Source organism: Sphingobium sp. TomTYG74 (assembly GCF_055393875.1).
In genome coordinates this window covers 1,911,924-1,925,485 of the sequence record NZ_AP027341.1, presented here as the reverse complement: position 1 = coordinate 1,925,485, position 13,562 = coordinate 1,911,924, and the positions used below count along the sequence as shown (strand labels likewise).

Below are 13,562 nucleotides of genomic sequence, written 5' to 3'. Positions count from 1 at the left end.
GTGGGGGGAGACGGGGTAGGCGTTTCCTATTTCGCCTTCATCGATTGCACGGCGGCGAGGGTGCTCTTTACATGGCCAGTATAATTCATCTCGCTGTGAACGAAGACGATCCGGCCGTTGGGCGCGATGACGTAAGAGGTGCGGTCGGTTATGCTCGGCGCCATCTTGAGCGCGACGTCATAGCCCGCGATGATGTCTGGTCCGGCCGAGGCCACGGCGAACTTGCCCGCGCATTCCTTGGTGGAGAAGGCGACAAGGTCGTCCACCGGATCGGCCGACATGCCGATCACGGTCGCGCCCGCTTTCTTGAAATCATCAATATGCGCCGCGAACTCGCGCGCTTCGGCCGAACAGCCGGGCGTGAAAGCCTTGGGGAAGAAATAGAGGACGACCGGGCCGCGCTTCAACTGATGGGACAGGGTCAAGGTGAAGGTCTTGCCCGCCAGCGCGCCGCGCGTGGTGAAATCGGGCGCCTTCGCACCGGCCGACAGCGCCGCCATGGCTGCGGTCGATCCCAACATGGTGGCGGCAAGGCCCATAGCGATCATTGCGCGCTTCATCATCACCCGTCTCCATCCTTTACGGCAGAGCAAGGGTGATGGCCCCAAGCCGTGCCGCTGGCAAGCCTGTAGCTGGAACCCTTCACCGTGCCGCAGGTTCATTACGGATGCGCCTGCTTTTCGCCATCCCGCTGCTGTTGCTCGCCGCCTGTGACGACAAGGGCGGGGAAAAGCCCCGCATGTCGACCAACATCGTCGATGAGCAGGCGACTTATGATATCAGCAACGAGACGCCCGCGCAGGATGAGACGCTGGCGGCGGGAAATGAGGCGCAGTCCGAACTGGCCGACAACGTATCTGTTTCCGCCGCTGCGGACAAGGCAGGGACCGCGTCGTATGCTGGCGCAATTCCCGCAGCGTTGCAGGGGAGCTGGACGGGCCTCAACGACCGTTGCGGCGACCGTTCGGCTGAACTGGAATTGAAGGTAACGGCGGACAGCCTGATCTTCCATGAAAGCGTCGGCACGGTGAAGGGGGTTGCGACCGGTACTGGTGGCAAGGTGAAGGTCGATGCCGCCTTTACCGGAGAAGGCGACAGCTGGACCAAGAAGCTGGAACTGCGCCCATCGGCCAACGGTCGAGAACTCACCATCATCAACGACGGGGCTGCGGTGACGCGCAAGCGCTGCTGAAGCGCTTTCCGTTTCTCGCGAGCGCCGCTAGAGCGGGGCGATGATCGGCCGCCTGACCTTGAGCGATTTCCGCAATCATGCGGATGCGCTGATCCTGCCCGATCACGCCTTCATCGTGCTGACCGGCGAAAATGGCGCGGGGAAGACCAACATATTGGAAGCGGTGTCGATGCTGGCGCCCGGACGCGGCCTGCGTGGCGCGGCGCTGCGCGACATGGCGCGGCAGGGTGGGCCGGGCAGCTTCGGCATCGCGGCGGAGGTGGACGGGGTGGTGCTGGGCACCGGCACCTCGCCCCAGGCGCCCGATCGGCGGCAGGTGCGGATCGGCGGCGTCGCGTCTTCGGCCAACGCGCTGGCCGATCATCTGGCGATCGTGTGGCTGACCCCGGCGATGGACCGGCTGTTCATGGACAGCCCCGGCGGGCGGCGGCGGTTTCTGGACCGGCTGACGCTGGCGCTGCATCCGGGGCATGCGGTGCACAGCGCCCGCTATGAGGCGGCGATGCGGGCGCGCAACCGGCTGCTGTCTGACCTGCCACGCGCCGATCCGTCATGGCTGGCGGCGCTGGAGGCACAAATGGAGGAGCATGGCGCGCTGCTGTCGGCCGCGCGGGCCGATCTCGTCACGCGGCTGGGCGTGGAACTGACGGGTCAGCCCGATGAGCCTTTTGCCCGTCCGCTGCTGGCGATCGACGGGGGCGAGGATGGCGAAGGGCCGCTCGCCCAGCGGCTGGCGCGGGAGCGGCGGCGCGATGCTGCGGCGGGACGGACCTTGTCCGGGCCGCACCGGCAGGACCTGGCCGTCACCCACGCAGCCAAGGGGCAGGCGGCGGCGCTGTGTTCGACGGGGGAGCAGAAAGCGCTGCTGTTATCGATCCTGCTTGCCCATGCTGCATTGGTCGCCGTTCATCGCGGCCAGCCGCCTGTGTTGCTGCTCGACGAAGTGGCGGCCCATCTCGATCCGTCGCGACGAGCTGCGCTGTTCGGCCGGTTAAGAGAAACCGGGGGGCAGGTGTGGATGACGGGAACGGAAGATAGTCTTTTCAATGAGTTGGGTGCGGCAACACGGTTAACGGTAACGGCGGGCCAGCTTTTTCGTTCCGCAGATTAACCCGCCTCCGCAACAATTCATCGCTTGGCGCTTCTCAACTCATCCTGGCTCTGCGCTAAAGACGCCACAGGGTTGATAACGCACAACAAGTCGGGGGTCGTTTCACACATGGTCAGTGCTTTTCGCGCATTTATCGCGACAGCCGTGCTTGCGCTCGGCGCCCTGATCGTGACCCCTGCCGCCGCTGGCGTTCTGCAATGCGCACCCTATGCGCGCCAGGTTTCCGGCATCGAAATTTTCGGCAACGCCAATACCTGGTGGGGTCAGGCCGAGGGTCGCTATGACCGTGGTCATGAGCCGCGCGAAGGCGCTGTCCTGGCCTTCGCCGCAAGCCGTTCCATGCCCGTCGGCCATGTCGCCATGGTCAGCAAGGTGGTCAGCGATCGCGAAGTTCTGCTGACCCATGCCAACTGGTCCTATCGCGGCGGCATCGAGCGCAATGTCCGCGCCATCGACGTGTCGCCCAACAATGACTGGACCGATGTGCGCGTATGGTATGGCCCGATCGGCGGCCTTGGCCTGCGATCGAACCCTGCCAAGGGTTTCATCTATCCCGGCCATGCCCGAGAGGTCGCGCCGGTCCAGATTGCCATGGCCGATCGCGTGAACCCGGCCGCTGCCGCTGCGGGCGCTGCTTTCTGACAGTTTAACCAGTTCATAAGAGCCGCCGGATAATCTTAGCGGCGGTGGGGCGATTCTCAGTGGTTTGAGGTCGCAATTAATGTTTCGATATGTTCGCGGGGCGGCTTGGCTGCTGGCGGCGCTGGTCGCCACGCCGGTATTCGGCGCTACCGCTTTGCAATGCGTGCCCTATGCGCGGATCGTATCCGGCGTGAATATCCGGGGCGACGCGCTGACCTGGTGGGATCAGGCGGAGGACCGCTATGCGCGCGGGCACGTGCCCCGGCGCGGCGCCGTCATGACCTTCCGCCCCTATGGGCCGATGACCCTTGGCCATGTGGCGGTGGTGAGCAAGGTGCTGGACGACCGGCGCGTGCTGATTCGCCATGCCAACTGGTCGGTGCCCGGCGCGATCGAGGAAGATGTGCTGGCGCTGGATGTCTCCGACGCTGGCGACTGGAGTCAAGTGCGTGTGTGGCACAGCCCGACGGGCCAGATGGGCGCGCGGACCAACCCGACCTTTGGGTTCATCTATCCTGCCAAGCCGCAGTTGCGTGAGTTCGAGCCTGATCCCGCACTCGGTACCAGCGTGCGCTTCGCGAAGGCGGATGCGGAGGATTGGAAGCCGACAAAGGCGGTGGTCAAGGCTGACGGAGAGGAGCCTTCCACGCGCCTCGCGAGCCTTGGCCGATCCTTGCGCAAGGCGGCGCATGAGCCGAAGCTGGAAATGGATATGCGGGCGATCCAGTTCGCGGATGCCGTGCCATCGGGACGATCGCTGCGCGACATCATCGCTGATGTGAAGCGGGATGCGCGGCTGCGGTAAGACATATTCCGTTCGGGCTGAGCTTGTCGAAGCCCTCTTCTTCCTAAAAGAAGTAGAGCCCTTCGACAGGCTCAGGGCGAACGGTATGAGGAGGTGGTGCCGGTTAAAGCGGGAAGGTATAGCCCGACCTTCGCTCGAAGCGAACGGAAGTTATTGGGAAGTCCCGGTCCTATGAGGACAGGCCAACTCACTCGGCGTCGGCGGGCTGTTCCTCTTCGCCGTCAGCCCCGCGCTCGAACCATGCCTCTACCGGGCCTGACAGCTTGATCGTCAACGGCTGGCCGTGGCGGTCCTTGGTCTTGCCGGCGGCGACGCGGATCCAGCCTTCGGAAATGCAATATTCCTCGACATCGTTGCGGACGCGGTCCTTGAAGCGGATGCCGATGCCCCGTTGCAGCACGTCCATGTCGAAATGGGGGCTGCGCGGGTTGGTGGAGAGGCGGTCGGGAGGCGTATCGCTCATGGCTGTTTCAGATCCTTCGTTTCGCGCCGCCTAGCCTTTTGGCCGCGCCGCCGTCAACCGGGGCGCGTCGTCCACGTCGCAGAAGATGCGCCGGATCACCCCCTGTTCCAGCCAGGAGGCAAAGCGCGTCTCGGCATCGGCTAGCCCCGCGAAGGGGTAGGCGACCGGCTGGTCATTGACGGCGCGGCTGGCATGCACCAGTCGGATCATGGCGTCGGGTGCGGTCGTCAGAATGCGGCCGCGCCGGTCGGTGGCCGCGCTGTTGACGCCGATGACATGGCCATCCTCGGCAAAGACGGGGCCGCCGCTGATCCCCGACAAGGTGTCGTCGCTTTCGGGCAGGCGCGCGACCTCCGCCCAGGCGAGCACCGGCTGGGTTTCCTCCGTTCGTCCGCGTCGGGCGCTGGCCGCGCCGATGAGTTCGGAAACGACGAGCGCGGCGCGTCCTGCGGGAAAACCCATGTGGAAACCGACCGATCCGGGCGCGGGGACGCGGTCTGACAGTGGCAGCGCGTGATCGCTGGGCAGGCCGTCGCGGACCAGCGCGGCGTCGGCTTCCCGGCTCTCCACAATACGGGACACGGCGCGGGCGACGCCGCCTTCCTCCAGCCCGATGCGGGAGCAATCATGGGTGACATGTTCGGCGGTCAGCCAGGCGCCGTCCCGATCGACGGCGAAAGCAGTGCCCATGCTGTCGGATGGCGCGCCCACGCGATCCTCGATCACGAAGGCTTCGTCGCTCCATTGGGGCATGGGGCGCCGGGGCGATCGGGGATCGAAGCTTTCGACCCGCAGCGGCGTTGGTTGCGTTACCTCGCCGATCCAGGCGATCGTCAATATGACGCCCAGCATCAGCGGCAGGCAGCCGACGCTCCGCCGCGCCATGGCTCAGCCTGCCACGGCCGCCGCCGTCAGGCAGGCGATCGCGACCTTCATCATGGCAAGGAATATGGCGGCCGACCGCTCATTCGCTTCGATCCGCGCGGACAGGGAGCCGAGCAGGAAATCGACGAAGCGGAAGGCGATGAGTTGCAGGATCAGCGTGACGCTGCCCCAGATGATCACGTCCCAGACATTGACCGACCCGGCAAGGCACAGCGCCAGAGGAATGGTCAGCCCGATCGCCGCACCGCCAAGCGATATCGCCGCAGCCTCATTTCCGGCGCGGATCAGGGCGAATTCGTCGTGCGGCGTAATCCACATATAAAGCGCCAGCGCCGCGAGCCAGGCCAGCGTGGCGGAGGCGAGGTGCAGCAGGAAGATGGGGAGCCCGGACAGCAGGCTCTGGATGACGGGCATGGGATCGCTCATGCCGCCAAGGATGCCGCAACCCGATCCCCGCTTCAATCAGGGATCGGGTTGCGGAAGTGTTTCTGTGCCTGATTCAGACAGTTAGTCAGGTTTTGCCCTGTGTCTTATCGGCAGATACGCACCCGGACGTCCCGGTCGCGATAATAGTCATAGCGCCATTCGGTCCAGCAGCGCTGGCGATAGCGATAATGATGCCGCCTTCCATCGCGCCAATGACGGCGGTCGTTATGCCAGCGCCGGTCGTCGCGCCGGTCCCAGTGACGATCATGGCGCCCGTCACGCCAGTCGCGATCGCCATAGCCATAATAGCCGCCGCGATATTGCGCCTGGGCGGGCGCGGCAGTCGCGCCCAGGGCGGTGATCGCCAGGCCAAGCGCCATCGCGCCCTTCACGAAGATGTTCATATCCTCTCTCCTCACTTGCACCCCCGACGCATGGGCGTTCAGCGGGGCCACGGAAGAGAAGATGCACTCGGTTGACTGAACCGTCCGGGAACGGGGCTGTCAGCCAGCGTTCAGGGGGACTATTTGCCGCGCAGTTCGTCCTCGGCAGACACCATATAGTCGCGCGTGATCGGCAGGGATCGGCGATTGCGCGCATATTGAACCTGGTAGTTCACCATGCTGCCATGTTCGAACACCGTGGCGGCGCCCGCCAGATAGAAGGTCCACAGGCGGAAGAAGCGCTCATCATAAAGGGCGACGATGTCCGCCCGGCGCGCCATCGCGCGGGCATACCATTGTCGGATGGTCAGGCCATAATGCATCCGCAGCACTTCGACGTCCGTCACCATCAGGCGCGTGCCCTCGCTGCCCTGGATCATTTCGGACAGGGCAGGGATATAGCCGCCGGGGAAGATATATTTCTGGGTGAAGGCGTCGGTGATGCCCGGCCCATCGACGCGGCCGATCGTATGGATCAGCATCACGCCATCGGGTGTCAGAAGATCGCGGCACTTGTCGAAGAAGGTGCGGTAATGGGCTGTGCCGACATGTTCGAACATGCCGACAGACACGATCCGGTCGAACGGCCCCTCTATGTCGCGATAATCGATCAGCTCGAAACGGACATGATCGGCGACGCCCGCCTCCTCCGCCCGTTGCCGCGCGACTTTCAGCTGTTCCTCCGACAGGGTGATGCCGGTCACATCGACGCCGCAGGTGCGGTGCAGATATAGCGCCATGCCACCCCAGCCGCAGCCAATGTCCAGAACCTTCATGCCCGGCTTCAGGTGCAGTTTGGCGGCGATATGCGCCTTCTTGTCCTCCTGCGCCTGTTCCAGGCTGATCCCGGCCTCATTGTCCGCGTCCGGGAAATAGGCGCAGCTATATTGGCGGTCGCGATCGAGGAAGAGAGCGTAGAGGGCGCCGGACAGATCATAATGATGGGCGACATTGGCTTTTGACCGGGCGCGGTGATTGGCTCTCCACAGTGTCTGGCGGATCGATTTGAACCCGCGTTTCAGCCGCCCCTTGTCGCTGATCGACTTGCCGCTTTCCCAGCTATTGTTGGCGCGGATCAGCGAGATTAGTTCCATGATCCCGCCGCCCTCGATCGTGACGCGCCCGTCAATATAGGCCTCCGCCATGCCAAGGCGCGGGTCCTTGATGATGTCGAAGGGGACGCGCGCGTCGCGGAACTTCAGCGCCAGCGAGGGGAACGCCGGGTCTGGCGTACCTGCCGTCACCTTTCTGCCGTCATGATAGATGATGGTCAGCTGTCCCCGTGTGACCAGCCGCTTTATGACGCGATCGAACAGTTTCATGGGCGGCAAACTGTCAGGTCAGGCAGCGCCCGTCAAATGCCTGCGTACCAATCATAATTCGCCCGGTCCTCCCAATAGCCGCCCTTGCCGTCGCCAATGCCGGACAGGCTGCTGACCGCCTTAATCTCCATCAGATATTTGGCATGTTTATAGCCGAGGTGCCGCTCGACCCGCAGTCGTAGCGGCGCGCCATTGGCTACCCGCAGCGGTTGGTCATTGAGCGCGAAGGCGAGGATCGTCTGTGGGTGAAAGGCATCGACCCTATCGATGCTTTCATAATAGGGCCGCCCATCGCCCATGACGTCAGCGCATTTGAAAACGAGATAGCGCGCGCGGTCGCTCATTCGTGCAGCATCCAGGACGAGGCCGAGGGGCACGCCGCGCCATTTGCCGATGGCGCTCCACCCCTCGACGCAGTCATGGCGGGTGATCTGCTCGCGGTGCGGGAGACTGTGCAATTGGGCAAGGGACAGTGACAGAGGGCGGCCGACCAATCCCGTGACCTTCAGCCGCCAATCGGCAAAGCCCTTCCGCCACAGGGCGCGATATTCCGGCGTGTCGGGGTTGGCGGTTCCGTTGGGCCGGAAGAAGGGGGAAATCTGGTCGGGCTTGAACTCCTGCGCCAGCGCATCGCGCGCCATCAGGCTGCGCTGCGCCCATTTGTGGAAATTCTCGGCGGAGAACAACGCGTCCCGCACATGTTCGTTGCGCGCCAGCCGGTCGCATCCCGACAGCGAAGCCGCCGCGCCGAGCATCAGCGTGCGGCGATTGAGGATCAGGCTCATGGCCTCTCCTCCGGCAAGCGGTACCGCCCCGTGATGATGGAGCGCAATTCGTTCGCCGGGCCTGCCAGCAGCACCATCGTCAGGTGGACGAGGAAGAAGGCGACGAGCGCGAAGGCGGTGATGAAGTGGATCGATCGCGCCGATTGCCGCCCGCCGAACAGATCGACCAGCCACGGCCAGGCGGCGTTCATGCCGGGCGACATGGTGAGGCCGGTGAGAATGATGAGTGGCAGGGCGACGAAGATGACCGCGATATAGCTCGCCTTCTGCAGAACATTATAGCGCAGCGCCGCGTGGCCCTTCGGGAAGCGCAGACGCGCATGATCGAGGATGTCCTGCCAGATATGGCGTGGCGCCAGCTCGCCTTTCCGGAAGGCGAGGTCGCGGCTAATATGGTGGCTCAACAACGCCCAGAGCATATAGGCGAGCAGGGCGAAGGCGAAGACGGGCGCTGCCGCGAGATGCCAGTGCCGCGACATGGCGAGATCATAATATGCGGGCAGGGTGATCCACTGACCAAAGCGCTCCAGCTTCAGCCACGGCTGATCGAAATTCGCGCCATAATGGCCCCAATAGAGGCGCGGATGGGCATTGAAGATGCCAAGTCCGCTGGTGAAGAGAATGTAGAGCAGCCCCGCATTGATCCAGTGCCACAGCCGCACCGGCCAGCGGTGGCGCAGTACCGGCGGCGCCTTGTCGCCTGAGGGGGTGGGACCGCCATCCATCGCCCTGCTGTTACCCTTTTGCATCAATCGCGTCAAAAATCGCCGAGCATATCGGAACGTATCCGAAATGAGGTGCCGGTTCATCTTCTGGCCACATTCTCTGTGGATAGGAACGCTCGGCCTTGCCTCAAGGTCACGCGGTGGCGGAAAATGCGGGAATAGGATGGTGAAGAAAAGGTGACTGTTGCGAAATAGCATCATCAATCGACAATCTTCATATCGATATTGCAACATTGATCAAAGACAGCCATATGCGCCTTCGCTTACGACGCAAGATCGGGGCAAGCAGGGATGGAGTAAAGGGGTCACTTCATAGCGACGCTCGAAGCTGAATGCTTCGATACCATGCCTGTTATATATCAAGAGTGCGATCCGCTTCCTGGATGACGCACATCTTACCGCATGAGGACATTATGAAGACTGTGATTTTCGCAGCAGCTGCTGCTGCCGCTTTCTCGGCTCCCGCTTTCGCGCAGGACGCTGCTCCCTTCACCGGCCCCCGCGCTGGCGTGACCGTTGGCTATGACAGCCTGGGTGACGAAGAAGGCGTCAGCTACGGCGTGACCGCTGGCTACGACCTGCCGGTTGCCCAGAACATCACCTTCGGCCCGGAAGTTTCGCTCGGCGATTCCTCCATCGACGCCGGTGGCGTTGACGTGAGCCGTGACCTGGCCGCTTCTGTTCGCCTGGGCTATGTCGTGAACCCGCAGTTCCTGGCATTCGCCAAGGTTGGTTATGCTGACACCCGTTTCGAAGCGCTTGGCACCAACGTGAATTTCGACGGCGTCCGCTTCGGTGGTGGTCTGGAATTCGCTCTGACCAGCAACGCCTACATCTCGGCTGAATATCAGCGCACCGAGTATGAAGACGATTTCGGCGGCCGTGACGCTGGCGTTGTCGGCATCGGTTTCCGTTTCTAATCCCTCTCGGATCTGAAACACAGGAGGGCGGTCCCATCGGGGCCGCCCTTTTTTGTTTGTCGGCCTTTGCTTTCGCAGATGAGTTCGCGAAGTTGAGGCCGTAGATTGGGAGTGGCCCCGCATGGGGACGAAGCAACAAGCAACGAAGCTATAGCGAACCGGCCAGAGCCAGCACCACGCCGCTTACGACCAGCATCAGGCCCATTACCTCGCTGCGGGCCATCCGCTCTCCGAGGTAGAAATGGCCAAAGCCCAGGGTGAAGGCGACTTCCACCTGGCCCACGATGCGCACCAGCGCCACGGGCGCGGTCGCAAATCCGGTGAACCAGCAGGCTGACCCCAGGGCGGACAGCAAACCGACCTGTCCCGAGATGCGCCAGCTCGCGAACACCCTGCGCATCTCCGCCGGTTCGCGCAGCAGCAGGTAGCCGCCCTGCATCAGCGTCTGGAGTGACACGGTGGCCACCAGCACGATGAGGGCGGCCAGGATCGGGTCGCTGCCGCCAACTTCCTGCGTCGCGCGCCTGATGCCGATGGCGGTGAGGGCGAAGAAAAAGCCCGACGCGATGCCGGTCAGCGCGGCGGGCTGGCCGAGCGCTTTGAGGAAATCGGCTGGCCCCATGCGCTTCCCGCCGGTCGACAGCAGCATGACTCCGACAACCCCGCAGCCGATGCCTGCCCAAGCCAGGGCGCTGAGCCGCTCCCCCATCAACAGGAAGGACAGCGCCGCGCCCTGCACCGCTTCCGTTTTGGAATAAGCGGTGCCGACGACGAAATTGCGGTGGGCGAAGGCCATGATCAGCAGGTTGGTGGCGATGATCTGCGCAATGCCGCCGCCGATGCAGAACAATAGGAAGGACGGGTCGGGGTGAGGCAAGGGCACCCTGCCTGTCAGCACGTAGCCACTCAGCAGCAACAGCGCGAAGGGCAGGCCGTAGAGGTAGCGCACCAGCCCCGCCGCGTTGATCGACAAGCTATGGCTGACCCGCCGCTGCACCGCCGTGCGCCAGGCCTGCACCGCGCCCGCGAACAGAGTGGCGGGCAGCCAGATGGGTGAGGTGATCACTTAATCCTCCCCATCGTGAGATGGGGAGGGGGACCAGCCGCAGGCTGGTGGAGGGGAAATGCGCAACAGTGGTGCAGAATATGCGACGTCACATCGTCGAGATTGTATAAAACATCGGCGGCCTTGATCCTCAAAACGTTGATCCCCTGCGCCCGCAACCACGCGTCACGTCGCTCATCATGCATCATCCGTTCGATGTGATCATGCCCGCTTCCATCAATCTCAACCGCCAGCCGCGCCGGAGCACAGTAGAAATCCAGCACATAAGGCCCGGCTGGATGTTGGCGGCGGAATTTCAATCCGCTTGGCCGTTGCCGCAGCCATTGCCACAGCGCGACTTCTGGTGGCGACATCTCTCGCCGGAGTCCGCGCGCATTTTCGACCGTTCTTCTTCGCGGCGGCATCGCGCATTTCCCCTCCACCACTCGCTATGCGAGCGGTCCCCCTCCCCATGCGAGCATGGGGAGGATTAGTGGGCCGTCATGCCTTTTCGAGAAGGCCTTCCTTCTTGATCTTCTCTTGCCACACCAGGGGGGCGAGGCGGTGGACGTTTTGGCCTTCGCTGTCCACGGCGACGGTCACAGGCATGTCCTGGACGTCGAACTCGTAGATGGCTTCCATGCCCAAATCCTCGAAGCCTACGACTTTCGCGCCCTTTATCGCGCGGGCAACGAGATAGGCCGCGCCGCCGACCGCCATCAGATAGGCGCTCTTGTGCTTGGCGATGCTGTCGGTGGCCGCCGGGCCGCGCTCAGCCTTGCCGACGCAGGCTGCGAGGCCCTGTTCCAGCATCATGTCCATGAACTTGTCCATGCGGGTCGCAGTCGTGGGACCGGCCGGGCCGACCACCTCATCGCGCACCGGATCGACCGGGCCGACATAATAGATTACGCGGCCCTTGAAATCGACCGGTAGCTGCTCGCCTGCGGCCAGCATGTCGGCGATGCGCTTATGCGCGGCGTCGCGGCCGGTCAGCATCTTGCCGTTCAAGAGCAGGCGGTCGCCATGCTTCCAGCTCTGCACGATTTCCGGCGTCAGATTGTTCAGATCAACGCGGATCGCTTCCTTGCTCGGCTTCCAGTCGACCTGCGGCCATTCGGAGAGCTTGGGTGCTTCCAGATAGGCAGGGCCTGAGCCATCGAGCGTGAAATGCGCGTGGCGGGTGGCGGCGCAGTTGGGGATCATCGCCACCGGCTTGCCCGCTGCATGGCAGGGATAGTCGTAAATCTTGACGTCGAGGATAGTCGAAAGACCGCCCAGGCCCTGCGCGCCGATACCGAGCGCATTGACCTTGTCGAAAATCTCGATCCGCAGACGCTCGATGTCGTTCTGCGGCCCGCGTGCTTTCAGTTCGCCCATGTCGATGGGCTCCATCAGCGATTCCTTGGCCAGCGCCACGGCCTTTTCCGCCGTGCCGCCGATGCCGATGCCCAGCATGCCGGGCGGGCACCAGCCAGCGCCCATTTGCGGGATCATCTCCAGCACCCAATCCACGATCGAATCGCTGGGGTTCATCATCTTGAACTTGGTCTTGTTTTCAGAGCCGCCGCCCTTGGCCGCGACGTCCACCGTCACCTTGTTGCCGGGCACCATTTCGACATTCAGCACGCAGGGCGTGTTGTCCTTCGTATTGACGCGCGAGAAAGCCGGATCCTTCAGAATCGACGCACGCAGGCGGTTTTCGGGGTTCAGATAGGCCTTGCGTACGCCCTCATCGACGACGTCCTGCATCGAGCGGCTGTTGTCGTCGAACCGGCAGTCCATGCCCCATTTGATGAAGACATTGACGATGCCGGTGTCCTGACAGATCGGGCGATGCCCTTCGGCGCACATACGGCTGTTGGTCAGGATCTGGGCGATGGCGTCCTTCGCCGCCGGATTGGCTTCGGCGTCGTAGGCTTTGCCGAGCGCGCGGATATAATCCATCGGATGATAATAGCTGATGAACTGGAGCGCGTCGGCGACGCTCTCGATCAGGTCGGCGGTCTTGATGACGGTCATCTACCCAAAGTCCCTATTCTGCGCCCGCCCTGCACGGCGGGTCTTCGCAGGCGCGGCTAATAGGGATTGCGGCCAGAGTCCAGATATGCCGGTTCGGCTATCCGTTGGCATAGGGGAACATGTGCCACCAGGGCTCTTTCTCCTCCAGCACCCGGGCAAAGCTGGGCCTTGCCTCCAGCCGGTCGAGATAAGCGGCCAACGCCGGAAAGCCGCCGCGCATCGGTTCCACCTTGTCGGCATAGAAAAGGGCGGGGGCAGCGGCGCAATCGGCCAGCGTGAAGTCGTCCCCCGCCGCCCATTGCCGCGCGCCGATCCGCCCCTCCAGCATCGCATAGGCCTTGCCCAGCAGGATGCGCGCTTCGCCCACGCCATGAGCATCGCGCGCATCGTCGGCCCGCAGCCGGTCGGCGACGATCTTTTGCATCGGGGTCATGACATAATTGTCGAACAGCCGGTCCATCAGCCGCACCTCCAATGCCTCGCCTGCATCGTCGGGAATGGGACGGAAGGGGCCAGCGCACTGCTGCCCCAGATATTCGATGATGATGCTCGCCTCTGCCACGGTTTGGTCACGCGCCTCATCCCGCAGCAACGGGAACTTGCCCAGCGGCCACAGCGCGAGCCACGCCTCCGCCACGCCGGGGTCCTCCATCATCGCGCGTTCGAATGGCGTGTCATTCTCATAAAATGCGATCAGCACCTTCCAGCAATAGGAGGAAAGGGGGTGATAATAGAGAATCATCGGCTCTGCCTCTTTGCATGGTCCGGGTGGTAGG

17 protein-coding genes are annotated in these 13,562 nt (G+C 63.4%); 5 read left to right on the top strand and 12 right to left on the bottom strand.

The window, feature by feature from the left end:
* Positions 1 to 26 precede the first annotated feature (26 nt).
* Complete coding sequence (locus ACZ5TB_RS09695; RefSeq protein WP_464792525.1) at positions 27 to 560, bottom strand: peroxiredoxin; 534 nt, start codon at positions 558 to 560, stop codon at positions 27 to 29.
* Positions 561 to 667: 107 nt separating this feature from the next.
* Between ACZ5TB_RS09695 and ACZ5TB_RS09690 the strand changes: the two genes are divergently transcribed.
* The 4 genes from ACZ5TB_RS09690 to ACZ5TB_RS09675 all read left to right on the top strand — a co-directional run bounded on the left by ACZ5TB_RS09690 (position 668) and on the right by ACZ5TB_RS09675 (position 3,750).
* Positions 668 to 1,192 (top strand): hypothetical protein, encoded by a 525-nt coding sequence (locus ACZ5TB_RS09690; protein ID WP_464791081.1) that lies wholly within the window; start codon positions 668 to 670, stop codon positions 1,190 to 1,192.
* Between the two features lie 40 nt (positions 1,193 to 1,232).
* Positions 1,233 to 2,303, top strand: a complete 1,071-nt coding sequence (gene recF / locus ACZ5TB_RS09685; protein WP_464791080.1) for a DNA replication/repair protein RecF — start codon at positions 1,233 to 1,235, stop codon at positions 2,301 to 2,303.
* Between the two features lie 108 nt (positions 2,304 to 2,411).
* A complete protein-coding gene (locus tag ACZ5TB_RS09680) occupies positions 2,412 to 2,945 on the top strand; it encodes a CHAP domain-containing protein (protein ID WP_464791079.1) in 534 nt (177 codons plus the stop codon).
* A 79-nt stretch (positions 2,946 to 3,024) separates the two neighbouring features.
* Positions 3,025 to 3,750: a CHAP domain-containing protein gene (locus tag ACZ5TB_RS09675; protein WP_464791078.1), complete on the top strand. Its 726-nt coding sequence runs from the start codon at positions 3,025 to 3,027 to the stop codon at positions 3,748 to 3,750.
* Positions 3,751 to 3,937: 187 nt separating this feature from the next.
* Here the strand turns inward: ACZ5TB_RS09675 and ACZ5TB_RS09670 are convergent, their stop codons facing one another.
* The 7 genes from ACZ5TB_RS09670 to ACZ5TB_RS09640 form a co-directional block, all read right to left on the bottom strand.
* Positions 3,938 to 4,213, bottom strand: a complete 276-nt coding sequence (locus ACZ5TB_RS09670; protein ID WP_196224644.1) for a DUF3297 family protein — start codon at positions 4,211 to 4,213, stop codon at positions 3,938 to 3,940.
* A 30-nt stretch (positions 4,214 to 4,243) separates the two neighbouring features.
* A complete protein-coding gene (locus ACZ5TB_RS09665; RefSeq protein WP_464778239.1) occupies positions 4,244 to 5,098 on the bottom strand; it encodes a S1 family peptidase in 855 nt (284 codons plus the stop codon).
* A 3-nt stretch (positions 5,099 to 5,101) separates the two neighbouring features.
* Positions 5,102 to 5,524: a DUF350 domain-containing protein gene (locus ACZ5TB_RS09660; RefSeq protein ID WP_464778238.1), complete on the bottom strand. Its 423-nt coding sequence runs from the start codon at positions 5,522 to 5,524 to the stop codon at positions 5,102 to 5,104.
* A 104-nt stretch (positions 5,525 to 5,628) separates the two neighbouring features.
* On the bottom strand, positions 5,629 to 5,928 hold the full coding sequence (locus ACZ5TB_RS09655; protein WP_464778237.1) for a hypothetical protein: 300 nt from the start codon (positions 5,926 to 5,928) through the stop codon (positions 5,629 to 5,631).
* A gap of 119 nt (positions 5,929 to 6,047) precedes the next feature.
* Positions 6,048 to 7,289 (bottom strand): class I SAM-dependent methyltransferase, encoded by a 1,242-nt coding sequence (locus ACZ5TB_RS09650; protein WP_464791077.1) that lies wholly within the window; start codon positions 7,287 to 7,289, stop codon positions 6,048 to 6,050.
* 32 nt (positions 7,290 to 7,321) lie between these two features.
* Complete coding sequence (locus tag ACZ5TB_RS09645; protein WP_464791076.1) at positions 7,322 to 8,074, bottom strand: molybdopterin-dependent oxidoreductase; 753 nt, start codon at positions 8,072 to 8,074, stop codon at positions 7,322 to 7,324.
* Positions 8,071 to 8,799 (bottom strand): cytochrome b/b6 domain-containing protein, encoded by a 729-nt coding sequence (locus tag ACZ5TB_RS09640; RefSeq protein WP_464792524.1) that lies wholly within the window; start codon positions 8,797 to 8,799, stop codon positions 8,071 to 8,073. The genes ACZ5TB_RS09645 and ACZ5TB_RS09640 overlap by 4 nt, the downstream gene beginning before the upstream one ends.
* A gap of 413 nt (positions 8,800 to 9,212) precedes the next feature.
* On the opposite strand from ACZ5TB_RS09640, the gene ACZ5TB_RS09635 reads away from it, so the two are divergent.
* On the top strand, positions 9,213 to 9,719 hold the full coding sequence (locus ACZ5TB_RS09635) for an outer membrane protein (RefSeq protein WP_464791075.1): 507 nt from the start codon (positions 9,213 to 9,215) through the stop codon (positions 9,717 to 9,719).
* Positions 9,720 to 9,867: 148 nt separating this feature from the next.
* Here ACZ5TB_RS09635 and ACZ5TB_RS09630 read toward each other — a convergent pair whose 3' ends face one another.
* The 4 genes from ACZ5TB_RS09630 to ACZ5TB_RS09615 form a co-directional block, all read right to left on the bottom strand.
* The gene (locus ACZ5TB_RS09630) at positions 9,868 to 10,785 is read right to left on the bottom strand and encodes a DMT family transporter (protein WP_464791074.1); all 918 of its coding nucleotides are present in this window, start codon (positions 10,783 to 10,785) and stop codon (positions 9,868 to 9,870) included.
* Positions 10,782 to 11,138, bottom strand: a complete 357-nt coding sequence (locus ACZ5TB_RS09625) for an endonuclease domain-containing protein (RefSeq protein WP_464791073.1) — start codon at positions 11,136 to 11,138, stop codon at positions 10,782 to 10,784. Before ACZ5TB_RS09625 ends, ACZ5TB_RS09630 begins: the two co-directional genes overlap by 4 nt.
* Positions 11,139 to 11,265: 127 nt before the next feature.
* A complete protein-coding gene (locus ACZ5TB_RS09620; RefSeq protein ID WP_464791072.1) occupies positions 11,266 to 12,786 on the bottom strand; it encodes a fumarate hydratase in 1,521 nt (506 codons plus the stop codon).
* 97 nt (positions 12,787 to 12,883) lie between these two features.
* Positions 12,884 to 13,528 (bottom strand): glutathione S-transferase family protein, encoded by a 645-nt coding sequence (locus tag ACZ5TB_RS09615; protein ID WP_464791071.1) that lies wholly within the window; start codon positions 13,526 to 13,528, stop codon positions 12,884 to 12,886.
* Positions 13,529 to 13,562 lie beyond the last annotated feature (34 nt).